The organism is Acidobacteriota bacterium (assembly GCA_016716905.1).
Lineage (GTDB): Bacteria > Acidobacteriota > Vicinamibacteria > Vicinamibacterales > SCN-69-37 > SYFT01.
In genome coordinates this window covers 1285023-1306836 of sequence record JADJUS010000004.1, presented here as the reverse complement: position 1 = coordinate 1306836, position 21814 = coordinate 1285023, and the positions used below count along the sequence as shown (strand labels likewise).

Sequence of the window (21814 nt, the reverse complement as noted above, 5' to 3'; positions counted from 1 at the left end):
ATCAATCCTTGCTCGTGAGTTCCCCGACGACGGCGGCGAGGAGGTTCGCGCCAGTAGCGCTGGAGGCGACGAGCTGGGTTTCCAACTCGCCTACCAAGGCCATCAGCTGCTCCACTTTGGCGACGATCCGGCGCTGTTCGGCGAGGGGTGGGACTCCCAACGCCATCTTGGCGAGGATTCCCTGATTGAGGTTCTGCATCGTCGCCCCGACGGATGCGCCACCGAGATACGCCCGTGCCTCTGGTGCTCCGATAAGCAGGGCCAGAAACGGCGCATACAGTCCCGCAGGCATCCGGAGCACCAAACTTCCGGTACCGCACAGCCAACCATCTTCAGTCTTGGTGACGATAGCGCAGCGACCCATTTCACCTCGTCTCGCCATCACTATGTCGCCCTCGTTCAGTCGAAAAACGGCGAGACGCTTGAGGGTGTCTGGGCCTATCGCCATTTCTTCAATCGGCACGATCTTTCCGTCCTTCAGTGAAGCAGGATTGATGACCGGCGTCCCACCGACTTGATAGTCACTCTGGTGCAACGAACTTCCAAACGGGCCGGTCTGAATCTCCAGCACCAATTCAATCAGACGCGCCAGCGCCCATCCAGGGCGAACGACGTAGGCAACTTCGTCGTCCTCGACCGGCGGCAATAGCTTCATCGGACTGATGCGCTTTGCCTTGACGGCAGCGAGCCTCTCCTGATTAACGTTTGCAAGCAAACTCTCCGCCGATTCGTCGTTGGGGTCTTGGGGGACGAGTTTGCCTTGGACGGCGAGAGCAAGGATGGATTTGCGGAGGTCGGCGGGGGGGATGGCGTAGGACTTGTGGAAGATGAAATTGAGGTTGGCCGGAGTGGGTGCATCGGCGAAGCGGGCCAGCGACGCTCGGGCTAGCGCGGCGTGCCGCGTCTCCCGTTCCTGCTGCTGCGCCTCCAGCCGATCACACAACGCCATCAACTCATCCACCTTCGCCACGATCCGCTTCTGTTCGGCGAGAGGTGGGAAGGCGATTGGGAGCGACGTCAGCAAGCCCTTGTTCAAGGTGTTGCCTTTGATCGCGTTGTTGCTCGTCTGGAGCGCGGCGAAGATTGGGAGGAACCGAAACAGATAATCGAGCAACTCGGGCTCCGGCGGCTGCATGGAAATGATCGCCTCGTTGTGGAAACAACGAATCCCTGCGCGCGCTACCTTGCCGATCGTCAGCTTGAAACTCATCAAGATACTTCCAGGCTCCGCGAAGCGCTGGCGGAAGACTTCCTGAGCGGCCAACGTTGACACTTTCTCTTTCGTTTCAGTGATGGTGCCGTAGTGCTTCATGTCCGCGATGGACACCCAGCTGTGGTCCTCCGGATACCAGTAACTCGAATCGCCCCGCGGCGGCGTCTTCCCAATCGAGAACTCGGCGACCTCGGCCAATACCACCCAACGCCAGTGGGCAGGCAACTCGAACGGCTGTGCCTTTTCCGCATCGGTGATCTCAGCACGGTTCCCACTCTTGTCCGCCCACATTCGCCTCAGAGAGTCTTCCACTGGTTCATCGTTGTCGGCGGGACCGACGAGCCTTCCTTGAACGGCGAGTTGAAGAATCAACTCGCGCATCTTCGCAACCGCGTCGGGCGCGTCGGCAAACTGGTCGAACTTTTCAAAGAAGGTTTCCCGCCTCATTCAACAGCCCCGGCGGTGGCGGTGAGGGCGTTATGGAGTTCCTGTCTCAGCGTGGCGCGGGTGGCGGCGATCTGGGCGAGGAGCTTTTCGTATTCGGGCAGGAGGTGGTCCACGTCGCCAGGGCCGGTGTTTGGGTTGTGCGGGTTCTTGAGGTCGAGGTTGAAGTTGCCGGCCTTGATGGCGTCGATGGAGACGCGCCAGGCCTGCTCGTTTTCCACGCGGGATGCAAAGCCGTCCTTTTCCTCGCCCCACCAGGCGCGCTCGGCCTCGAACTCCTCGATTCGGATGGGTTTGCCTTTGTTGTAGCTCTTGGCACCGGGCGGATAGGGGTGCTCGTAATACCACACGTGCGTGGTGGGCGAACCCTTGGTGAAGAAAAGGAGGTTGGTGCGGATGCCGGTGTAGGGATTGAAGACGCCGTTGGGCAACCGGACGATGGTGTGGAGGTTGCAGTCGGTGAGGAGGGCTTCCTTGATGCGGGTCTTCACGCCTTCGCCGAACAGGGTGCCGTCAGGGAGCACGAGTCAGGCGCGGCCGCCGGGTTTGAGGATCCGCATGAGAAGGACAAGGAAGAGGTCGGCAGTCTCTCTCGTGCGGAACTCGGCCGGATAGTTAGACTCGATGCCATCCTCCTCCATGCCGCCGAAGGGCGGGTTAGTGACGATAACGTCCACCCGCTCCTTAGGCCCCCAACTGATGAGTGGACGCTTGAGCGTATTGTCGTGCTTGACATTCGAGGGAACGTCGATGCCGTGCAGGAGGAGATTGGTCATGCATAGGACGTGCGGGAGGTGCTTCTTCTCGATGCCGGCGAAGCAGTCCTGGATCGTGCGCTCGTCGGCCTGGGTTTTCGCTTGCTTCCGTAGGTGCTCAATGGCGCAGACCAGGAAGCCGCCTGTACCGCAGGCAGGGTCGAGAATCGATTCGCCCAACTGCGGATTGACCTGCTCGACGATGAACTGGGTAACGGCTCGCGGGGTGTAGAACTCGCCGGCATTGCCTGCGGACTGGAGGTCCTTAAGGAGCTTCTCGTAGATGTCGCCGAACATGTGGCGGTCATCGGAGGCGTTAAAGTCGATGCCGTTGATCTTGTTGATGACCTGCCGCATCAACGTGCCATTCTTCATGTAGTTGTTGGCATCCTCGAAGGCGGAGCGGATGAGCGTGGTGATCTTGTCGCCGCCGCTCGTGAGGGCCCTTAGCTTCGGCAGAAGCGTGTTGTTGATGAAGTCCAGCAGGCCGTCGCCGGTTATGCCTTCGCTGTCGCTGGCCCACTGTGACCAGCGAAGGTGCTGCGGGAGCGGGGACTTGTAGTCGTCGCGCAGGACCTCCATTTCCTTTTCGTGGTCGTCGAAGATCTTGAGGAAGAACATCCACCCGAGCTGCTCCAGGCGCTGCGCATCGCCATAGGTGCCGGCGTCCTTGCGCATGATGTCCTGGATAGACTTGACGAGGTTGGATACGTTAGGCATTGTCAGGCTGCAATCTGATACAGGGCGTCTTCAAGTTCTCGAATCGCCGCTACGTACGAGGGCTTTCCACCGAAGAGGCGGACGATTTCGATTGGCGTGCCAAATTCTGTCAGCGGGTCAACCTTGAGAATCTCGAGAGATTCAACACTACCAATCCCGCTGTCGGAGTATTTCTGAAGCAGAGCTTCTAGCACCGCCCTCGCTTGAGGACCGTACTTGGCGAAGACGTCCCGCTTCTTGACTTGGTCAGCGCGTTCTTTCCGGGTCAGCGGGGGTTGATCGAAGGCGATATGGCACACCAGGTCAAAGGCGTCGTAGTCGCGGCCCACCTGTTCGGCCAATTCTTCAAGGAAGACTCCCCTTGTCGCCAATTCATCGAGAATGGCCTGCTTCTTGTCAGCCTCATTCCACACGGTGAGAAAGGCATCGAGGGAAGCGTAGGCCAGTCGGACCGTCTTGCGTGAGTAGTCCTTGAGCGACTCTGTAATGAGCTTCCCATGCGCGTCCAGATATTGGACGCGCTCGGTCGCGACGCTTACCTCCACGTCGTTGACGAAATACTTCATGGGGCGCCTGACACCCTCTTCATCGGATTCGTCGCCAGGTGGCCCATCCCTGGCGACCGGCGTCTCAGGCTCAAGGGGCGGATAGTCATCTGGCGGAACCGGGCTTTCGCCTTGGTCCCGATCGTAAATCTGTACCGGGTCCCCATCGAAGTCGGGATCCGCAAACAGCGCCGTCGCCCGACGGAAATCCATAATCGTGAAGTAGAACTTGTTGTAGTCCTCGTTGATTCGTGTACCCCGGCCGATGATCTGCTTGAATTCGGTCATGGACGCAATGCGCCGGTCCAGCACGATCAAGTGGCACGTTTGAGCGTCAACCCCCGTCGACATGAGCCGGGAGGTCGTCGCGATGACCGGGTACACCGACTCCGGGTCTATGAAATTGTCCAGTTGAGCCTTGCCCTCGTCATTGTCGCCTGTGATACGCATGACGTACTTGCTGTTGGCGGCCGCCAGATCAGGATTGGCATTCACCAAAGCCTGACGCATACGCTCCGCGTGGTCGACGTTTTCGCAGAAGACGATTGTCTTGGCAAACCGGTCGGTCGCCTTTAGGAACTCCGTTATCTTCGACGCGACAACAGCCGTTCGCCTCTCCAGGATCAAGTTCCGATCGTAGTCAGTGTCGTTGTACTCACGGTCTTCGATCTCATGTCCGTACTTGTCGACCTGTCCGGCTTCGGGACGCCACCCGTCTAAGTCTTTGTCGAGGCCAATTCGAACGACCTTGTACGGAGCAAGGAAGCCGTCGGAGATTCCTTGCCTCAGGGAGTACGTGTAGATCGGATCTCCGAAATACTCGATGTTCGAAATCTCCTTCGTCTCCTTCGGCGTCGCCGTTAGACCGATCTGCGTTGCGGAAGAGAAGTACTCCAGGACCTGTCGCCACGCCGCGTCATCAGCCGCGCTACCACGGTGGCACTCATCCACCACAATCAAGTCGAAGAAATCTGCCGAAAACTGCTTGTAGATGTTCTGGTCTTCCTCAGTTCCGGTCACCGCCTGGTAAAGGCAGAGGTAGATCTCAAACGCCTTGTCGACCGTGCGATTCGTGATCTTAGTCATCGCCTGGCCGAACGGCTTGAAATCATTCGTCTTCGTTTGGTCGGCCAGGATGTTCCGATCAACCAGAAACAGAATCCTCTTCTTGGCCCCGGCCTTCCACAACCGCCAGATGATCTGGAAGGCCGTGTAGGTCTTGCCTGTGCCCGTAGCCATCACCAGCAGAATGCGATCCTGCCCCTTCGCGATGGCGTCCACTGTCCGGTTGATGGCGACGAGCTGGTAGTTCCGGGGCGTCTTCTGTGAGCCGTCGTCGTAGTAATCCTGAGTCGCGACCGACTCCTGAACAGTCGTGTATCTCTTGGCTGCGCGGTACTTGGTCCACAGTTCCTCAGCGGACGGGAACTCATCGAGCGGAATCTCCCGAGTAGCCACGCCCTCCGTCACTGTGCGGTCGTGTTCGAGGAAGGCATCGCCGTTCGAGCTGTACACGAAGGGAACGTCTAAGAACTCCGCGTAGGCCAACGCCTGCTGCATTCCCGACCCCACTGAATGGCTGTTGTCTTTCGCCTCGACGATCGCCAGCGGCAGGTTCGGCTTGTAGGACAGGATGTAATCGACCTTCTTGGCTTCCCCCCGCTTGACCGTCTTGCCGCGAACGATCACCCGACCGCGCGTGAAGTAGACCTCCTCACGGACCTGCGTTAACAGGTTCCACTTCTCGCCAGTCGCGCCGACAATGGCGGGAGTGATGAACTTGGTCCGGATGTCCGTTTCGGTCAGGGTCTTCTTGTCCATGCCTTGTTGACTAATTGGTCGGCTTCATCGGGCGGCCGCGTTGTGGATGCATTCTCGAGGTTCATGAAACGTCTGCGCGGATTCTACAGCGCCGGCGTGGCTCAGTCGTCGCAAATCGGGCGCCCAAATCCCTTTAGGCAATGCTCCGTCACGGGTGTGGCAGGCCAGTTCTTGCACGCTCTGTTCGCTGCATAGAACAGGGCGCTCAGCGCCGAGATGTCGGCCGATCGTTGGCATGGAGGTTACGTGGTTTTCGCGATCTTGCGCGTCACTTCTTGCCGTTAAGCACGGAATCCAACACCGGGACCAACTCCGCGGTGTGCGCGGCGAACCAGTCAACCACGCTGTCTGGCACATCCTCTGGATCGTCACCGATAGCTGGCAACTGCGAAGTTGATTTCAGCGACAACGTAAACTGTCGTCTCTTGGGCATTTTGGTCCCAATCGAGGCGATCGTCTGCAGGGCGCCTACAAGGCTCTTCCCGAGTGACGGATTCTTCAACGTGTCAACCTTCAGGCGCACCCGGTAGTGACAATTTTCCTCCGCGTCTGATTCTCCCGTGTCGACCACGAGACGGAAGTGAACGCGAGGCAGGATGCGGGGCGAGTCCTGGTCTTGGCGCAAGCCGCTAATCTCGCCTGTTTCGTAGGAGCCCAGACTGAGCCAATCCGGTCGAAACACGCAGGCATACCTGTCGCGACGAACAACGAACTGCCATTCTCCTTCATATAGGGTTTCGAGATGCTCAGCTACTCTGGCGCCGACGCAGGCGTGGGACTCGTCACGTTTCGAGGGGAGGCGGCGCCTGATCGCCCGCCACGCCTCCTGATGCTCCTCGTACAGTTGCCGGCAAATTTCGTCTATTTCGGGATTTGATTCTGGCATGATGTGGCTCCTCAAAGCTGCGGCGTAGTGCCGGGCCAGCGACATTCCGGTCTCGCTAGTAGATTCCGACGAAGCATCGATGGCTGCGGTGATATGAGTGGCCACACGGCTATATGACACGGGCGTGAGCGGACAGCACGGCTTTGCTTCGGGGTGCTGCCCGGTGGGCGACAGAAAAGCCAGAACAACTCGGCACCGCGGAAAACGGGCCGTCAGGCCTTCGGCGTATCGAACCAACTGATCGTCGCCTTCGGGTGAGTCGATCTTGTTCTCGATACCGACAACGAGATCGACATCGCCGGATCGCCCAAGGACCAAAACGTCAATTGGCCCCCTGCCTGTGCTGAACTCCCGGTGGACCTCATCGACTCTCAGAGACTCCGAAACCGTCACCCCACAGCCCGCCAGCACTTCGGAAAGAAACCGGCGGGCAAATCCGTCACCAAGTCGATGCCAGCCTTGAGGGTCCAACAGCCATGCGAGGATGTCGCTATGGACTCCCTCGACCCGAAGGACCCGTGGAGCGACCACGAAAAAGTTCGGTTGCCTCCTGAGAGCCTTGAGTATCGCGTCAAGACGCTCTAGCCCACCCCAGTTCTTCAGGTGCTTCAGCGCCTGGAGTTCAACATCGGATGAAGGAACGGATGTCATTGCCACCTCGCTGCCTCGCTGAGACTACGCGGACTCTGTCTGCTTTTAACAACAAGTGTTCTAACGGTAGAAGTCTGGTCACGCACCAAGTGCCGTGACTGGTGACAAGTGGTTTTCCCGACGCACACCTGAGCAGGCTGCTAAGCAGGAAACTCCTCGAACAGGAGCGCATGTAGTCTGCCTATCTGTCTATCAGTGTGCTCAGGAGACCAGGCCTTCCCATCGGCAAAGGTCCTCAGAGCATTTAGAACGTCCCCCAACTCAGCTCCGGCCTTCTTTGCCGCCTTAAGCATGGCAACGGCGCGCGCTCGGTCGGCTTTGTGTACCGCAAATTCACCATCGACAGCGCCAAATGTGCCTGCCAGCTGACTAGTCCAGTCGGTCATTTAATCCTCCCAGCGATGATCAAGTACCGTCGGCCACGTGACGCCAAGCACCGAGCTCGACGGTCCACAGCTAGCACGAGTCAACGGAGTGGCGCATGCTAACACGCCCGTTTGCAGTTTGCAGGTAGCACTACCGTGCGCGCTTCTTCGTTCGTTCGCCGAGCCGCGGCCACTTGGAGACAAGAGGCCAGCGCTGCTTGGCGTCCTTCAGCAGCCGGTCGCCAAGATCACTACCGCGCCGAATTCGCTCGCGGGCCGCAAGGCCCAAAAGAAGCGTTTGTCGCGTATAGCCGCCGGACCGATGCCAGCGCATCCGGTTGCAGGCGGTGCAGGCCGGCAGAGCGTTGCTGAAGCCCGCATTACCACCGCGGCTTCTCTGATGCACGTGATCAACTTCCCAAAATCCGCTCGGCACATCATAAACACCCTTAGCTTTGCCGCCACGGCCGCGCTTTTCGAAGCTCAACTTGTCACCGCACAAATGGCATACCCCTCCGGTCTTGTCAAAGACCTCACGAAGCGCTGACTCACTTGCACTCATCGGATCACCTCATCAGATACGGTCGCGTTTCAACCGGTTATGTGCCCGTCGGATTCTCGCCATCACCCTCGAGCGGGTACGAATGTGGCTGCCGCTCTTACGCCGCTGACGTTGCACCACGCGACTTCGTAGGCGGGCATCTGGCCTGCGTACTCGCCAGCAAGACCTTCGGAGGTGCCGTCGTGGGCACGAACACCCACTTCGAAAGCGTGGGGTGCTCCCGGCACAACGACTTCAAGTGGTCAATAAAGGGATCCATGCGACGCGCCTAACTTACTCTGAACGGGTGACAGGGTAGTTCCTACGCGGTCTGTTCGCTCCCCACTCACCCGGAGGGCCGGTTTCGGTGTGATTCGGAGGGGGCCTGGCGTGCGGGAATTCTGCGAGCCTGTCCGTCTATCCTTCAACAGCAAGGGGGCTGCAGATATGCCAAAGGTAACGGTTGCAGTAAAGGGTGTGCGGCGCGCTGCCGCGATTGTCGAGACAGCCGTGGTCGATCTCACGCTGAACGCTGCCGGAGCGTTGGAGGGCTCGAAGACGATGGCTGTTGTTGATCCGGTCCACGTGGCGCTGACGCTCAGCGACGAAGCCGGGGCGGCGTTCGAAACCACCATCACCATTAACCAGGTCGGCTCGGCCGTGCGAAAGGGGAAACTGACAAATGACTATGGATACCGCTTTTATGACATCCCGCTTGCCGAGTTCGAGTGACGAGAGAGGCCGTCTGCGGATAATGGCAGCGGTTGCGCTGGCCCTCGGATTGGCCGTCCTGCCGGCCGCGGCGACTGCGCAGACGATCCTCAGCACAGCGGAGGGTCGCTCGTCGATCATTCCCGTCAAGGACGGTTTCCTTGCTGTGGACTTCAAGGAAAGCACCATCGGCACACGACTCTTCCGCGATGTACTGATCGCGCTGCCGAAAGAAAGTCCGGAGACCAAGGTCATCTGCGGCAACAAACAGGTGCCGATTATCAAGGACCACTACGAGACGAGCCTGAACACGGCCCTCTCGGCACAGAAGGGCAAACGCACCCTGTTCGAGAGCGGCGAGTTCACGCCAGGCCTCGAAGCAGAGTTTGGCGTGGCGCGTGTGTGGGAGCTCGGTGCCCCAGCTCCGACACCCGAGCAATGCGCAGCAGAGAATTACGATGTCCGGAGCAATGGGCACCGCGCCCTTTTCTTCGCCGTGACTGGCACGGTGGTCAGCCGGGACATCGTGGAGGGCGGCGGCACTACCAAAGCTGCACTCTCGAGCAAGACCGGAAAGACGATGGGCATCAAGATGGCCTTCAACCGGGCGTTCGGAGACACGCGAGTGCTCGGCTTTGCCGCGACCGCAGGCATTGAGCGCGACTCCCCAGGCGAGGCGAGTGCAAGCAACGTATGCGTGGTGGACACAACCGGGACGGATGCGAAAGGCAATGTGGTGCGTGTCGAGTCCTGCAAAGCGCGGTTCGCGAAGCCGTTGGCAGACTTTAGCGTGGGCACGCTGCGCATGGACTTTGCCAGCAAGCTCCAGCCAGGCAAACACCTCGACCGTGTCCAGCTGGGTATCCTCGCCAGCGCCTCTGTAGTCCTTCGAACCGGGCTGAACTCGGTGATGAACCTCGCTGTGGGGCCGACTCTCCATCCTAAAGGAAGTCCCAGCAAGGTCCAGGGAGCGTTGATGCTGGAACTGCGCGACGTCACCAACGCGAACGGCTCGCACTCAAGCCTGTCGGACAAGTTCAGCCTCCGGCTGTACGCTGCGTTTCCGTTCTAGTGGCGGTGGTTCGGGGCACCCGAATCGACGGGGACCTGCTGGTGGGCGCCCAGATATCTTCCAGCGGCTGGAAGATATCGAAAACACAACGGCCGGCACCGGCAGCACTAGGTGAGGCGTCGGCCTTACCGCCGCCGAAGCACCACGAACGTCGGTCTGACCACAAACCGTACGCCGGCGCTCGACCAGACTCGGTGTGCAAGGCGATTGGCCTGTACCCCTTCGATTTCGATTGCGGCAACGCAAGTGACTTCCTGCTGAAGATGCGGCCCCTGAAGTACTCCAACGCACGACACCGGGCCATCGAAGAGCGCCGGCATAAAGACGTGCTGACGCGACTGTCGCACCTCTCGCCGGAGCGGCTGGACGAGTTGGTGCGGGAGCGATAGAGGACCGGCCGCCGCCGTGGCTGAAAACTGGCACGATCTTCTCGCTTCCTCATCACGCCAGACGATGGCATCCTCGACTCGAAGAGAGGTTCGACGGTATGACCAGCGCGATTGCCGAGCTGAAGATCGAGGTCGCCGAACTGCGCGCAGAAGTGAGGAGCGGGTTTGCCGAGGTTCGCGCCGAGATGAGGGGAATCCGGGGCGAAATGAACACCCAGTTCCGCTGGGTCATGGGCGGCATTGGCGGCGCCACGCTGACGATCCTCGTCGCTGTTCTCGCGGCGATTCTCACTAACGGCTGAGTCTTGCACTTCCAGGACGACCCGGCGTGCCCGGTGTTCGCCGGCGCCTCACCGATACAAATCCGTGCTGATGTACTTCAGCCCGTGATCACACGCCAGGGTCACAATCGTGGCGCCGGGGCCGAGGCGCTTCGCCAGTCGTAACGCCGCCGTCACGTTGGCGCCGGTGGAGGTGCCGGCGAAGATGGCTTCTTCCTTCGTCAGCCGGCGGGCCATGGCTTCGGCGTCGTCTGTAGACACGGCCTCAATCTCGTTCGCCAGCGACGGATCCCACATCGGCACCAGGCGACCGGTGCCCGTGCCCTCGATGCGATGCGCGCCCGGCGCGCCGCCAGACATCACCGCAGACTCGGCCGGCTCCACCGCCACCACATGCAGCCGCGGATTGTGCGCACGCAGCGCCGTGGACGTGCCCCGCAACGAGCCGCACGTCCCCACGGCCTGCACAAACGCATCCACCCTGCCGCCCGTCTGCGCCCACACCTCATCGGCCAACGGCCCATACCCACTCGCCTGGTCATGGTTCACAAACTGATTGGTCCAGAACGCACCGCGGCGCACCATCCCCTCCACAATCCCCTCATCGTCACAAACAAATCCGGCGTGATGCGGCCGCCGTCGCTGGGCACGATGGTCATCCGGGCGCCAAACGCCTTCATGTGGTTACGTTTCTCGATGCTGAACGCGTCGGAGGTGACGATGGAGAGCGGATAGCCGAGGAGGCGCACACAAACGCGAGTGACGGCCGGTGCTGCCGCCCGTGAACTCCACCACCTCGCGACCCGGCGCCAGGGCGCCAGACGCGATGGCGCCCTCAATCATCGCCCGCGCCATCCGGTCCTTCATGCTGCCGGTGGGGTTGTGCGACTCGAGCTTCAGCAAGATGCGCGCGCTGCCGGCAGGCACGATGTGACGGAGCTCGACGAGCGGGGTGTTGCCGATGGTGTCCAGAATGGCGGGGTTCATGGGCGACATTCTACGTCCACGCGCTTTTTGCCACGGTCGCACTACAGACCATTGCAGAAACTACAACCACTCGGCCCCGACAACTGGTTTTCCTGAGCTAAACACTGGGCATGGCGCTTGTTGTCGTGTATACACATAATAGATACATGGCAAACACGGTATCCCGCTGGGGCAACAGTCTGGCCGTTCGAATTCCGAAGGCCCTCGCGGAACAGGCCGGTCTCGTGGAAGGCGCTGCCGTTGAGATGACGGTGGCTGACGGCGCGGTGGTGGTGCGCGCGCAGGGGCCGGTGTACACGCTCGACGAGCTTGTGAAGGGCATCACGCCGAAGAACCGACACAAGGAAGTCTCGACCGGCGCTCCGCAGGGGCGCGAAGTGTGGTGAAGGCGTACGTGCCGGAGAGCGGCGACCTGGTGTGGCTTGCGGGACACCGGCCGGCGTTGGTCCTATCGCCCCGCTCTTATAACGCGGCAAACGGAATGGCTGTGATTTGCCCGGTGACGAGCCGAATCAAGGGCTACCCGTTCGAGGTTGCGTTGCCAACCTCCGGACCGGTGCAGGGCGTCGTCCTGGCCGACCAAATCAAGAATCTCGATTGGCGCGCACGGAACGTGTCCTTTATCGCCGCATCCCCGGATGCGACGATGGCAGAAGTTCGCGCACGGCTGAAACCCTTGCTGGGACTGGCCTGACTTGGCGTTGCTGCTGGAGTGAGGCTACCTACCGCGTCGTCGTCAGCGCATCGCCGGTGAGAATCGCGCACAGCGGTTCATTCACGAAGTACTTCCAGCGGCCCACCTTCCGCGACGTCAGGATGCCGCCCTCAACCAGCGCGTTCAGGTACCGCGTGGCCGTCAGCCTCGAGACGCCCAGATCGTTCATCACAAACTCGATCTTGGTGTACGGATGTGTGAAGAGGTTGTTAATCAAGTCCTGACTGTAGAAACGCGGGTACTGCCGACGCACCCGGTGCTTGACGTCGAGGAGCGCCCCTTTGATCGCGTCGATCACAGTGATGCCCTGCCTCGCGGTCTGCTCCACTGCCGTCAGCATGTAAATCACCCACGCCTCCCAGGCGTCCTTGTCACGCGCGTCCTGTAGTAACCGGTAGTACTCGGCCTTCGTCCGCACGATGTAACGGCTCATGTAAAGCACGGGGCTATCGAGGAGCCCCTCTTTGACGAGATACAGCACACAGATGATTCGACCGGTCCTACCGTTTCCGTCGTAGAACGGGTGGATGCTCTCGAACTGATGGTGAATCAGCGCCATCTTGATCAACGTGTCTGCGTCGTAGCGCACGTCGTTATTGATGAAACGTTCAAGGTCAGCCATCAGGGCAACGATTTCCGCGGCGTCTTGCGGTGGCGTGTGGGAGGTGCCAGGCACACGCCGGAATCCGGCATCGTTCTGTTCAAGCTCGCCCTGAATCCTGATGATGTGGTTGTTGGTCAATAGTCGCCGGCTCGAGACCTCCTCGAAGCCCACCCTGAGCGCCTGCCGGTATCGGGCTACCTCCTTGCTGGCGGGACTAGCCTGGTCCGTTTAAACGGGATGACATGTATAGAAAAATGGCTTTTTGTATACATGTGAGGCTGGACGTGTATAGAAACTAGGGGTTTCGTCGGCGCCTCACCGATACAAATCCGTGCTGATGTACTTCAGCCCGTGATCACACGCCAGGGTCACAATCGTGGCGCTGGGGCCGAGGCGCTTCGCGAGTCGTAACGCCGCCGTCACGTTGGCGCCGGTCGAAGTGCCGGCGAAGATGGCTTCCTCCCGCGTCAGGCGGCGGGCCATGGCTTCGGCGTCGTCTGTAGACACGGCCTCAATCTCGTGCGCCAGCGACGGATCCCACATCGGCACCAGACGACCGGTGCCGGTGCCCTCGATGCGATGCGCGCCCGGCGCGCCGCCAGACATCACCGCAGACTCGGCCGGCTCCACCGCCACCACATGCAGGCGCGGATTGTGCGCGCGCAGCGCCGTGGACGTGCCTCGCAACGAGCCGCCCGTCCCCACGGCCTGCACGAACGCATCCACCCTGCCGCCCGTCTGCGCCCACACCTCATCGGCCAACGGCCCATACCCACTCGCCTGGTCGTGGTTCACAAACTGATTGGTCCAGAACGCACCGCGCTCGGCCACCATCCCCTCCACAATCCCCCTCTGCGATCTTGAAGAGGCGCGGGCTGACTTAGGACGCCGTTGGCTGTCGGCCCTACCTTCGTCGCCGCACCACATCAAAAAAGGGGGTTCGCGGCCTCAGCCAGCTGCGGTCAGCGAAACCACCAGAAGAAGAGGCCGTTGACGTCACTGATACCGGCATTAACGTAAACGGCCCGACCTGGGCGCGCCGTTTTCACCCTCACATTGACATGCACCTTGTCCGCCAGCATCCGGAACGTGGCGCTAAGAAAGTGATCCCGGTCACCGCCAGCCACCCTCGTGGACAACCATCCAAGTTCAAGGGACTTGGCAACAGGTAGGGGGACTGCATATGAGCCAAGCGTGAAGCCATACGTATTCTGCCTCCACTGCAGGGTCCGCTCATCCAAATTGGCGAACTCCACCACGCTTCCCAGGTAGAACTTCTCACTGGGGCGCCATACGAGGGGACGCCAGCCGAACGTCAGCTGCGGGCGCCGTTCCTTGTCTCCGAACATTCCCACCGTCACGTAATTGGGCAGCGCAATATTCGCGGCAGAGGCGGCAAAACCCTGGAATGAGCCTCCCTCAACGTGACCAGACGACGGGTTCCATTTCAATCCTGTGCGGTAGCGATAGGACTGCCCTCGATAAACGAGCAGCGCTGCTTCCACCCACGAGCCGTACTCGGCCTGCTCACGACGCAGCTCCGTCTCCTGATAGTGCAGCCTGCCCATCGCCTCTTCGATCAGGGAATTCACCGTGCGCCGCGGTGCTTTCAACAACTCGACGAACGCCGGCGCGACCCCCGACTTCTTGTCCTCAAGAACGGATTCGATGCGCTTGTCGTTCGCGAGGCCGCCCAGGATTCGGTCCATGCCTCCGCCACAGAGGATCCCGCCAATCATGTCGCGAGGCCCCGAACATGACTGGGCGTCCTGAACACCGCGCCGCGCGGCGAGGTTCGAGATTTGGGTGTGAATCGCAAAGAGGAGCTTCTGAGCCGGTGTCTTGAGCCTGCCCTTCCAGTCTTCATACAGCATTGGGACACCCGGCGACTCTTCGAGTGCCTTCCGCCACTCGACGACCAGGCGGGCGTCTTCGCTGAGTTTCAACAGGTCGCTGAAGATCCAATTTCTGACAGCGTCCTTCGGATCGCACTCAGGCTCCTCTCCGCAGGCGTACTTCGCCATGAAATACAGGCCATCATAAATGCCCGAATAGAAGTCGTATTCACGAAAGGGGCGGCCAAGGAACGCGCCGAACCCCGCCAGCGTTTCTCCCACGATCTCGCCGCTTCGTGAAGAAGGAAAGAACCTGACGGTGCGCGGCAGCTTCAGCAGGCGTTCGTCACGCTGAACTTGACGCATCAGGGTCTGAAGTTCGTACTCCCGCGCCGCGGAGACGCCTCCCGAGAACAGCCTCAACGTCCCGGCCAGGCCAAACACGTCCTGCTGGGGTGCCGTGGACCGTCGTGCCTCTCTAAGCGGCCCTCTTGGGTTCGTTGCAGTGGTGTAGAAGACATCGACGTCTTTGAGCTCTTTCACCACCTGCTGGCTGGCAAACGGCAACCGAGAAAATTGGGCTTTTGAGTACGTGTCACCGAGACCCAAGGCCAAACCTGCCGGATTGTTGTCGAACACTCCCCCATCTGCGAAGAGATCTCTCTGGACGCCTTCTGCGTTGAGTCCACTGGCCTCGTAACACACACGTCGAGGCGCAAACACCACCGGAAATGAGCTTGAAGCCATCATCGTGTTGAATGCCCAGTCCAACCCATGGGCCTCGCCGGCGCAGTTGGCATCCTTGGGCGGCATGGCGAGGGCACCCAAGGCCCCGGCCGCTCCCTCCGCGTCGACCGGCGCCATAACAGTCAGTTTGTTGCCAATGGTGTTGATCTCGAAGACCCCAGCAAAGCGCTGCACCCGAGTGGCCCCACCAGTCTCTGAGAGGCGCAGTTCTGCCGGAGTCTGCTTTGTCATGGTCAAGCCGACCGGAAGCCCACAACGACTCCAGAGCGTGGCCCCGATCAGGAATTCGTCCAACTGCTTCCTTTGCCTATCAAGAAAAAACCGCCGGTCGAAGATGGCCGGTTCGGGATTGTCTTTCCAAACCGCAGGCATCAGTTCTTCAACGCCGGTGTTCACCCAGAAGGTCCAAAACAGAGACTTTTCAGCTGGAATCTCGGTCTCTCCCTGGGCCGACCGAGTGCACCAGTTGACGGCCGCCACTAGCGCATTGACGTTGCCGGCCGAGGCTCCAGTCACCGCCTTGAGCTCCAGTTCCTTCGTCAGCAGCGCGCGCGATCTGAACGCAGGGTCAGCGCGCTGTCGCCGAAGGAACTCGGAAATGACCCAGTCGCCGCCGGCTTGAAAGGAGCCTTTCGATGTGCCACCTGAGGCTGAAAACACCACCGCCTGCTTCTCCGCCGGCTGCTCCGCCTGCCGCGCGAACGCCGGTAGCGGGAGACACACCGCACAAGTAGCCATCACGATTGCAGTTCGCATAGACCATCCTTCTCCGATGAAGAATCAGACGGACGCCCAACCGAGATTCCCGACCCCAGGAAACTCGCCGCATTTTGAAACCGCCAGACACTAGCCGGAAGCGGTTGTCGGGTCAATCCCAGATGGAATGGTGTGTCCGGAGTCGGCCAGAACCGACGGGCACCTGATCTGGTCCGAGTATCGTCGCGACCCAGAGCAGCCCGCCGCCGTAGCTTCGCCGCGGCATCACGTCAAAGGTCGGCCTGACCGTGCCGTCCGTAAACCGCACCCCGGCGCTCGACCAGGGAATCTCGTGCGGGTGCGTCGCGTCGAGGTCGTAGCCCGTCGAGAGCGCGGCGATGCCCCACGCGGTGACGGGACGGACCTCGCCATGCTCGCTGACGCCATTGCGGTTCCGGTCGTGCCACAACGCCAGCCCGCTTAGGGGGTGCGTCGTCGTCCACCAGGTCCAACGCCGTCAGTGAGAGTGACCCAGCGAGGGACGGACTCGAGCTTTTTGATACGGTCGCGCAGGTGCGCGATCTCAGCCGCATCACGTTCCGCATCGAGCAGGGGCACGAGGGAACGCGCCGCCTCTTCAACAATGCCCCGCCCCCCGGCCGGGATCGCGGCATTCGATCCCGTTTCGTAACGCCAGCCGTCGAGACGCAGTGCATCGCGATAGGCCGCAATGGCCTTCTTCGGGTTCGCCTGCGCAGACGCCAGCAACTTCGGGTCCAGGGTCCAGGGTCCAGAGTCCAGGGTCCTGCATCACTCGTCGGGGCTTGCCCCGCCGTAGCGCAACGCGCGGAGGCGGGTCCTGGGGTCCCGGGGTCCGAGGGGTGTTGTCAACCAAAGTTGCCTTGCAGAATGACCCAGACGATGGCAACGTCGTCAGACAGCGTAGGCGGTCTGCGCTGCTAGAATCGGGCATGCGATCGAGGAGGCGAGCTGTGACCGAACTGGATCCACGGGAACAACCGGCGTATCCGTTGAGCGAGGCCGCTCGCTACCTGCGTGTGCCCGCCGCGACGCTGCGCGCCTGGACGCTCGGCCGGGCGTATCCCACCAGCCGGGGGGGCGGCCAGTTCAAGCCGTTGATTCGCCCAGCACAGGGAGATCCGCCTACCCTGTCGTTCTCCAACCTCATCGAGGCCCACGTGCTGCGGGCGCTTCGCACCGAGCACGGTGTGCCGCTCAAGGAACTACGCCAGGCGCTGGAATTCGCCGAACGGGAACTGGACATCAAGCGATTGCTGCTTCGCCGGGATTTGCAATCCAGGGCGGGACAAGTATTCCTCGCCCGGTACGGACAGCTCATCAACCTCTCGGCCTCGGGCCAACTGGCGATGCGCCAGGTCCTTGAACAGCATCTGGACCGAGTCACCTGGGATCGCGCCAAATTCCCGATCCGCCTGCACCCGTTCGTGATGCACGAGGCCCCGGCGGAGAACCGGCCGATCGCGATCGACCGGAAGATCGCATTCCGGACGGCCGGTCCTGAGCGACCTCGGCATCTCGACCGCGGCCATCGTCGCCCGCATCGATGCGGGAGAAAGCCCTGCCGACCTCGCGGCTGACTACAGGATCAGCGAGGCCGCCATCACGGACGCGATCGTCTACGAGCGAGCGGCTTGAGTGTTGTCTTCTTCACAGACCGAGACCTTGGGCTGAAGTTCCCGACAACCCTGCGGGAAGCGGGTCTGACGGTGGAAACCCACCGCGATCACTTCCCTCCCACGTGCCCGGATTCAACCTGGCTTGCAGCGGTCGCGGCAAAGCAATGGGTGGCTCTAACGCACGACGCCCGTATCCGCTACAAGCCAAACGAGCTCGCCGAGGTCGTTCGGCATCGAGTGACCCTTCTGGTCGTCATGGGCAAGGCGCCATATCCAGACCTCGCGAAGTCGTTCGTGGTCACCGTTCCTCGCGTGCTAGCGTTTCTCGCATCCCATGAACCGCCGGTTATCGGGAAGGTCTACCGCGCCACGCCGCGCGAACTCGCGCGAAACGCGCAGGCTTTGGGGCGAGTCGAGCTGTGGTACCCGCCGGCGTAGCACTCACCGACCGGGTGCGTCACCGATACAAATCCGTGCTGATGTACTTCAGCCCGTGATCACACGCCAGAGTCACAATCGTGGCGCTGGGGCCGAGGCGCTTCGCCAGTCGTAACGCCGCCGTCACGTTGGCGCCGGTCGAGGTGCCGGCGAAGATGGCTTCCTCCTTCGTCAGCCGGCGGGCCATGGCTTCGGCGTCGTCTGTAGACACGGCCTCAATCTCGTTCGCCAGCGACGGATCCCACATCGGCACCAGGCGACCGGTGCCAGTGCCCTCGATGCGATGCGCGCCTGGCGCGCCGCCAGACATCACCGCAGACTCAGCCGGCTCCACCGCCACCACATGCAGGCGCGGATTGTGCGCACGCAGCGCCGTGGACGTGCCCCGCAACGAGCCGCACGTCCCCACGGCCTGCACAAACGCATCCACCCTGCCGCCCGTCTGCGCCCACACCTCATCGGCCAATGGCCCATACCCACTCGCCTGGTCGTGGTTCACAAACTGATTGGTCCAGAACGCACCGCGCTCCGCCACCATCCCCTCCACCATCCCCCTCATCGTCACAAACAAATCCGGCGTGATGCGACCGCCGTCGCTGGGCACGATGGTCATCCGGGCGCCAAACGCCTTCATGTGGTTGCGTTTCTCGATGCTGAACGCGTCGGAGGTGACGATGGAGAGCGGATAGCCGAGGGAGGCGCACACAAACGCGAGTGACGCCGGTGCTGCCGCCCGTGACCCCCACCACCTCGCGCCCCGGCGCCAGGGCGCCAGACGCGATGGCGCCCTCAATCATCGCCCGCGCCATCCGGTCCTTCATGCTGCCGGTGGGGTTGTGCGACTCGAGCTTCAGCACGATGCGCGCGCTGCCGGCAGGCACGATGTGACGGAGCTCGACGAGCGGGGTGTGGCCGATGGTGTCCAGAATGGCGGGGTTCATGGGCGCCATTCTACGTCCACGCGCTTTTTGCCACGGTCGCACTACAGACCATTGCAGAAACTACAACCACTCGGCCCCGACAACTGGTTTTCCTGAGCTAAACACTGGGCATGGCGCTTGCTGTAACCCAGAACCGGAGGAACATCCATGCCAGAAGTTATTGAACAATCCACTGTGTATACACATAATAGATACATGGCACACACGGTATCCCGCTGGGGCAACAGTCTGGCCGTTCGAATTCCGAAGGCCCTCGCGGAACAGGCCGGTCTCGTGGAAGGCGCTGCCGTTGAGATGATGGTGGCTGACGGCGCGGTGGTGGTACGCGCGCAGGGGCCGGTGTACACGCTCGACGAACTCGTGAAGGGCATCACGCCGAAGAACCGACACAAGGAAGTCTCGACCGGCGCTCCGCAGGGGCGCGAAGTGTGGTGAAGGCGTACGTGCCGGAGAGCGGCGACCTGGTGTGGCTTGCGGGACACCGGCCGGCGTTGGTCCTATCGCCCCGCTCTTATAACGCGGCAAACGGAATGGCTGTGATTTGCCCGGTGACGACCCGAATCAAGGGCTACCCATTCGAGGTTGCGTTGCCAACCTCCGGACCGGTGCAGGGCGTCGTTCTGGCCGACCAAATCAAGAATCTCGATTGGCGCGCACGGAACGCGGCCTTCATCGCTCAATCCCCTGCCGCGACGTTGGCGGAAGTTCGCGCACGGCTGAAGCCCTTACTGGGACTGGCCTGACTTGGCGCTGCGGCTGGACTGAGGAGTCCAGGGTCCAGAGTCCAGAGTCCAGAGTCCTGGGGTCGCGGGGTCCAAGACGAGCAGCGAGTACGTGCGCGAGCTGATTCGTCGCGATCAGGATCAGACGCGGCGTATTTCACGGAGCTTCGTCAGCGCCCGCGGTAGCATCACCTTCGCGGCAAGGCGGCTCTCGGAACATATCTTCCAGCCGCTGGAAGATATTGAAGAAAGAGTCCCGAAGTCAGAAGGTCGTATAGGCACCTCACCTATCTGGGCTCCCTCCACATTTGGTCAAACGCAGTCGCGGTCGACGATGCTACCGTCGTCCTCCCATAGAGAACGGAGGCGAGATGGACGAAGTGAGGGTGCAGGTGAACGAAGACATCATGGACACACAGGCGGCGCGTATCGATGAACTTGAGCGGCGCCTGGAGGCGCTGGTCACGCTACTGAAACGGGAGTCGGTGTGCAAGGCGATTGGCCTGTACCCCTTCGACTTCGATCGCGCCAACCCGAGCGACTTCATGCTGAAACTCCGGCCCCTGAAGTACACCAACGCACGACACCGAGCCATCGACGAGCGCCGGCAGAAGGACGTCCTGACGCGACTGTCGCACCTCTCGCCGGAACGGCTGGAGGAGCTGCTGCGGGAGCAGTAGCGCAGCCCCCGCTGTCGCGAGGACCATGGCACGATCTTCTCGGCGAGGGGCTGACGCTGACGGCGGCCTTGCATTTCGTAGCGCGGCGTGAACTTCAACGCCGCGGGAAACGGCGGCCTTGAGGTTCAGGCCGCCCTACGAGGACACGGACACGCATTTCGTAGCGCGGCGTGCACTTCAACGCCGCGGCCCTTGGCGGCCGCTCAGCGCGGACTCGGGGAGTGCCGGGCGAAGTCCATCTGCAAGAGAACGCGTGACGGCACGGGGCTGCCCTCCTTCAAGGCCGGCGTGAACCGCCACTGCAGCGCGGCCTCCATGGACGCGCCGTCGAACTGGGAGGAGGCCCCCACTATCCGAGGCCGTCCGATGTTCCCAAGGCGATCCACAAGAGCCTCGATTGTCACCGTGCCCTCCCGCGCGTTCGAAGACATCGAACGCCGTGGGTAGCGCGGATCCACTTGCTTCTTTACGGTCGGCCGCGTGAAGCCTGCGAGCGTGCCCTTCACCTCGGTGTCTGCGTAGCCGCCGAATCGGTCCATGTCCGTCTGCGCCAACGACAGCGCGACCTTCAACGCGGAGCGCGCCCGATCTCTTTCGCCCTTCCGGTAGTGAAAGACGGCAACTTCGAGCCAGTCCGAAGCGGCCGGCTCGTTCGTGGGACCGAACCGCACCGGAACATAACCAAGAACTTCGATCGCTGTGCCACCAACCACGGTCGGCGCGAATTTCCACTGGCGAGCCGCCTTGAGTGCCGCGTCGTCCAGGCCGGGCACCGACTTTACGGCAGCGGCCTCACTCACGGCCCCTTGGGCGTCAATGACGATTTCGAGTACGACAAATCCGAAGAGGCCGGCCGCCGATGCCTCACGAGGATATTCGGCCTGCTTGTCGCGCGTACGCCGCGGTACAGGCACGTCGGCTCCTGCCACCGGTCTCACCACCCTGGGCGCACCGGTGCCTGCCGCCGGCGGCTCGGCATCGAGTATGAGCATCGCTTTTGTTATCGCTGGACCCACCGACTGAAACTGCCACGCCTGGTCGTAACAGCTGGCGAGACTGACTTGCAGCAGGAGTGAGGATGGGTCCGCGGCCGCCGAGCGTTCGAGCGCGCCCATGATGGCCGCATCGCGACGTGAGCAGGCCGGTTCCGGCAACGATGTGAAGACGCCTACCGCAACGCTGATAAGGATCGCGACCGTCACTGGCATGATCGCCCGAATTATAGGCCTGCTTCCTCTGGGCGATCGTCTCGGGCTTGAGGAACAGCCCGAGCTACGTTCGGAAGGCAGCCCGAGCTACGAGGACACGGACACGCATTTCGTAGCGCGGCGTGCACTTCAACGCCGCGGCCCTTGGCGGCCTTGAGACCCAGGCCGCCCTACGAGGACCGACCCCAG

At 61.6% G+C, this 21814-nt stretch carries 21 protein-coding genes and 3 pseudogenes; 11 read left to right on the top strand and 13 right to left on the bottom strand.

Annotated elements, in window-relative coordinates:
- Position 1: 1 nt before the first annotated feature.
- The 5 genes and pseudogenes from IPL75_09790 to IPL75_09770 all read right to left on the bottom strand — a co-directional run bounded on the left by IPL75_09790 (position 2) and on the right by IPL75_09770 (position 7962).
- Positions 2-1660, bottom strand: a complete 1659-nt coding sequence (locus tag IPL75_09790; protein MBK9240532.1) for a restriction endonuclease subunit S — start codon at positions 1658-1660, stop codon at positions 2-4.
- Positions 1657-3132: pseudogene (locus IPL75_09785) on the bottom strand (SAM-dependent DNA methyltransferase). The gene IPL75_09790 and the pseudogene IPL75_09785 overlap by 4 nt, the downstream one beginning before the upstream one ends.
- A 2-nt stretch (positions 3133-3134) precedes the next feature.
- The gene (locus tag IPL75_09780; protein ID MBK9240531.1) at positions 3135-5498 is read right to left on the bottom strand and encodes a DEAD/DEAH box helicase family protein; all 2364 of its coding nucleotides are present in this window, start codon (positions 5496-5498) and stop codon (positions 3135-3137) included.
- Between the two features lie 268 nt (positions 5499-5766).
- Positions 5767-7035, bottom strand: a complete 1269-nt coding sequence (locus tag IPL75_09775; GenBank protein ID MBK9240530.1) for a PD-(D/E)XK nuclease family protein — start codon at positions 7033-7035, stop codon at positions 5767-5769.
- A gap of 516 nt (positions 7036-7551) precedes the next feature.
- Positions 7552-7962 (bottom strand): HNH endonuclease, encoded by a 411-nt coding sequence (locus IPL75_09770; GenBank protein ID MBK9240529.1) that lies wholly within the window; start codon positions 7960-7962, stop codon positions 7552-7554.
- A gap of 456 nt (positions 7963-8418) precedes the next feature.
- On the opposite strand from IPL75_09770, the gene IPL75_09765 reads away from it, so the two are divergent.
- The 4 genes from IPL75_09765 to IPL75_09750 all read left to right on the top strand — a co-directional run bounded on the left by IPL75_09765 (position 8419) and on the right by IPL75_09750 (position 10415).
- Positions 8419-8673, top strand: coding sequence for a hypothetical protein (locus tag IPL75_09765; GenBank protein MBK9240528.1), 255 nt, complete (start codon positions 8419-8421; stop codon positions 8671-8673).
- A 22-nt stretch (positions 8674-8695) separates the two neighbouring features.
- Entirely contained in the window at positions 8696-9724 is a 1029-nt protein-coding gene (locus tag IPL75_09760; protein MBK9240527.1) for a hypothetical protein, read from the top strand.
- A 194-nt stretch (positions 9725-9918) separates the two neighbouring features.
- A complete protein-coding gene (locus IPL75_09755) occupies positions 9919-10113 on the top strand; it encodes a hypothetical protein (GenBank protein MBK9240526.1) in 195 nt (64 codons plus the stop codon).
- A gap of 98 nt (positions 10114-10211) precedes the next feature.
- The gene (locus IPL75_09750) at positions 10212-10415 is read left to right on the top strand and encodes a hypothetical protein (GenBank protein MBK9240525.1); all 204 of its coding nucleotides are present in this window, start codon (positions 10212-10214) and stop codon (positions 10413-10415) included.
- 48 nt (positions 10416-10463) lie between these two features.
- On the opposite strand, the pseudogene IPL75_09745 reads toward IPL75_09750, so the two are convergent.
- Positions 10464-11390 (bottom strand): annotated as a pseudogene (locus IPL75_09745) (cysteine synthase family protein).
- Between the two features lie 137 nt (positions 11391-11527).
- Here IPL75_09745 and IPL75_09740 point away from each other — a divergent pair.
- Together IPL75_09740 and IPL75_09735 are read left to right on the top strand one after the other, a co-directional pair.
- Positions 11528-11767, top strand: coding sequence for an AbrB/MazE/SpoVT family DNA-binding domain-containing protein (locus tag IPL75_09740; GenBank protein MBK9240524.1), 240 nt, complete (start codon positions 11528-11530; stop codon positions 11765-11767).
- Entirely contained in the window at positions 11764-12075 is a 312-nt protein-coding gene (locus IPL75_09735; GenBank protein MBK9240523.1) for a type II toxin-antitoxin system PemK/MazF family toxin, read from the top strand. The genes IPL75_09740 and IPL75_09735 overlap by 4 nt, the downstream gene beginning before the upstream one ends.
- Before the next feature lie 28 nt (positions 12076-12103).
- Here IPL75_09735 and IPL75_09730 read toward each other — a convergent pair whose 3' ends face one another.
- The 5 genes from IPL75_09730 to IPL75_09710 form a co-directional block, all read right to left on the bottom strand.
- A complete protein-coding gene (locus IPL75_09730; GenBank protein MBK9240522.1) occupies positions 12104-12871 on the bottom strand; it encodes a Fic family protein in 768 nt (255 codons plus the stop codon).
- A 144-nt stretch (positions 12872-13015) separates the two neighbouring features.
- Complete coding sequence (locus IPL75_09725) at positions 13016-13627, bottom strand: pyridoxal-phosphate dependent enzyme (GenBank protein ID MBK9240521.1); 612 nt, start codon at positions 13625-13627, stop codon at positions 13016-13018.
- Positions 13628-13662: 35 nt separating this feature from the next.
- Complete coding sequence (locus IPL75_09720; GenBank protein MBK9240520.1) at positions 13663-15798, bottom strand: patatin-like phospholipase family protein; 2136 nt, start codon at positions 15796-15798, stop codon at positions 13663-13665.
- 352 nt (positions 15799-16150) lie between these two features.
- Positions 16151-16447: a hypothetical protein gene (locus tag IPL75_09715; GenBank protein ID MBK9240519.1), complete on the bottom strand. Its 297-nt coding sequence runs from the start codon at positions 16445-16447 to the stop codon at positions 16151-16153.
- Positions 16448-16458: 11 nt separating this feature from the next.
- Entirely contained in the window at positions 16459-16746 is a 288-nt protein-coding gene (locus tag IPL75_09710; GenBank protein MBK9240518.1) for a hypothetical protein, read from the bottom strand.
- A 771-nt stretch (positions 16747-17517) separates the two neighbouring features.
- On the opposite strand from IPL75_09710, the gene IPL75_09705 reads away from it, so the two are divergent.
- Complete coding sequence (locus IPL75_09705; protein MBK9240517.1) at positions 17518-17655, top strand: DUF433 domain-containing protein; 138 nt, start codon at positions 17518-17520, stop codon at positions 17653-17655.
- The gene (locus IPL75_09700; protein MBK9240516.1) at positions 17652-18074 is read left to right on the top strand and encodes a hypothetical protein; all 423 of its coding nucleotides are present in this window, start codon (positions 17652-17654) and stop codon (positions 18072-18074) included. The genes IPL75_09705 and IPL75_09700 overlap by 4 nt, the downstream gene beginning before the upstream one ends.
- A gap of 19 nt (positions 18075-18093) precedes the next feature.
- Here IPL75_09700 and IPL75_09695 read toward each other — a convergent pair.
- Positions 18094-19024, bottom strand: a pseudogene (locus tag IPL75_09695) (cysteine synthase family protein).
- Between the two features lie 186 nt (positions 19025-19210).
- Between IPL75_09695 and IPL75_09690 the strand changes: the two are divergent.
- The 3 genes from IPL75_09690 (at position 19211) to IPL75_09680 (ending at position 20417) form a co-directional block, all read left to right on the top strand.
- Positions 19211-19450, top strand: a complete 240-nt coding sequence (locus tag IPL75_09690) for an AbrB/MazE/SpoVT family DNA-binding domain-containing protein (GenBank protein MBK9240515.1) — start codon at positions 19211-19213, stop codon at positions 19448-19450.
- A complete protein-coding gene (locus tag IPL75_09685) occupies positions 19447-19758 on the top strand; it encodes a type II toxin-antitoxin system PemK/MazF family toxin (GenBank protein ID MBK9240514.1) in 312 nt (103 codons plus the stop codon). Before IPL75_09690 ends, IPL75_09685 begins: the two co-directional genes overlap by 4 nt.
- Before the next feature lie 350 nt (positions 19759-20108).
- A complete protein-coding gene (locus IPL75_09680) occupies positions 20109-20417 on the top strand; it encodes a hypothetical protein (GenBank protein MBK9240513.1) in 309 nt (102 codons plus the stop codon).
- Between the two features lie 203 nt (positions 20418-20620).
- On the opposite strand, the gene IPL75_09675 is transcribed toward IPL75_09680, so the two are convergent.
- Positions 20621-21625 (bottom strand): energy transducer TonB, encoded by a 1005-nt coding sequence (locus IPL75_09675; protein MBK9240512.1) that lies wholly within the window; start codon positions 21623-21625, stop codon positions 20621-20623.
- Between the last annotated feature and the right edge of the window lie 189 nt (positions 21626-21814).

What these genes read in the sequence shown, in the direction of transcription:
- IPL75_09775 (MBK9240530.1), bottom strand. Translation starts at nt 7,035, where the DNA reads ATGACATCCGTTCCTTCATCCGATGTTGAACTCCAGGCGCTGAAGCAC.
- IPL75_09725 (MBK9240521.1), bottom strand. Translation starts at nt 13,627, where the DNA reads ATGTGGTGCGGCGACGAAGGTAGGGCCGACAGCCAACGGCGTCCTAAG.
- IPL75_09675 (MBK9240512.1), bottom strand. Translation starts at nt 21,625, where the DNA reads ATGCCAGTGACGGTCGCGATCCTTATCAGCGTTGCGGTAGGCGTCTTC.
- IPL75_09790 (MBK9240532.1), bottom strand. Translation starts at nt 1,660, where the DNA reads ATGAGGCGGGAAACCTTCTTTGAAAAGTTCGACCAGTTTGCCGACGCG.
- IPL75_09770 (MBK9240529.1), bottom strand. Translation starts at nt 7,962, where the DNA reads ATGAGTGCAAGTGAGTCAGCGCTTCGTGAGGTCTTTGACAAGACCGGA.
- IPL75_09680 (MBK9240513.1), top strand. Translation starts at nt 20,109, where the DNA reads ATGGACGAAGTGAGGGTGCAGGTGAACGAAGACATCATGGACACACAG.
- IPL75_09780 (MBK9240531.1), bottom strand. Translation starts at nt 5,498, where the DNA reads ATGGACAAGAAGACCCTGACCGAAACGGACATCCGGACCAAGTTCATC.
- IPL75_09750 (MBK9240525.1), top strand. Translation starts at nt 10,212, where the DNA reads ATGACCAGCGCGATTGCCGAGCTGAAGATCGAGGTCGCCGAACTGCGC.
- IPL75_09740 (MBK9240524.1), top strand. Translation starts at nt 11,528, where the DNA reads ATGGCAAACACGGTATCCCGCTGGGGCAACAGTCTGGCCGTTCGAATT.
- IPL75_09760 (MBK9240527.1), top strand. Translation starts at nt 8,696, where the DNA reads ATGGCAGCGGTTGCGCTGGCCCTCGGATTGGCCGTCCTGCCGGCCGCG.
- IPL75_09690 (MBK9240515.1), top strand. Translation starts at nt 19,211, where the DNA reads ATGGCACACACGGTATCCCGCTGGGGCAACAGTCTGGCCGTTCGAATT.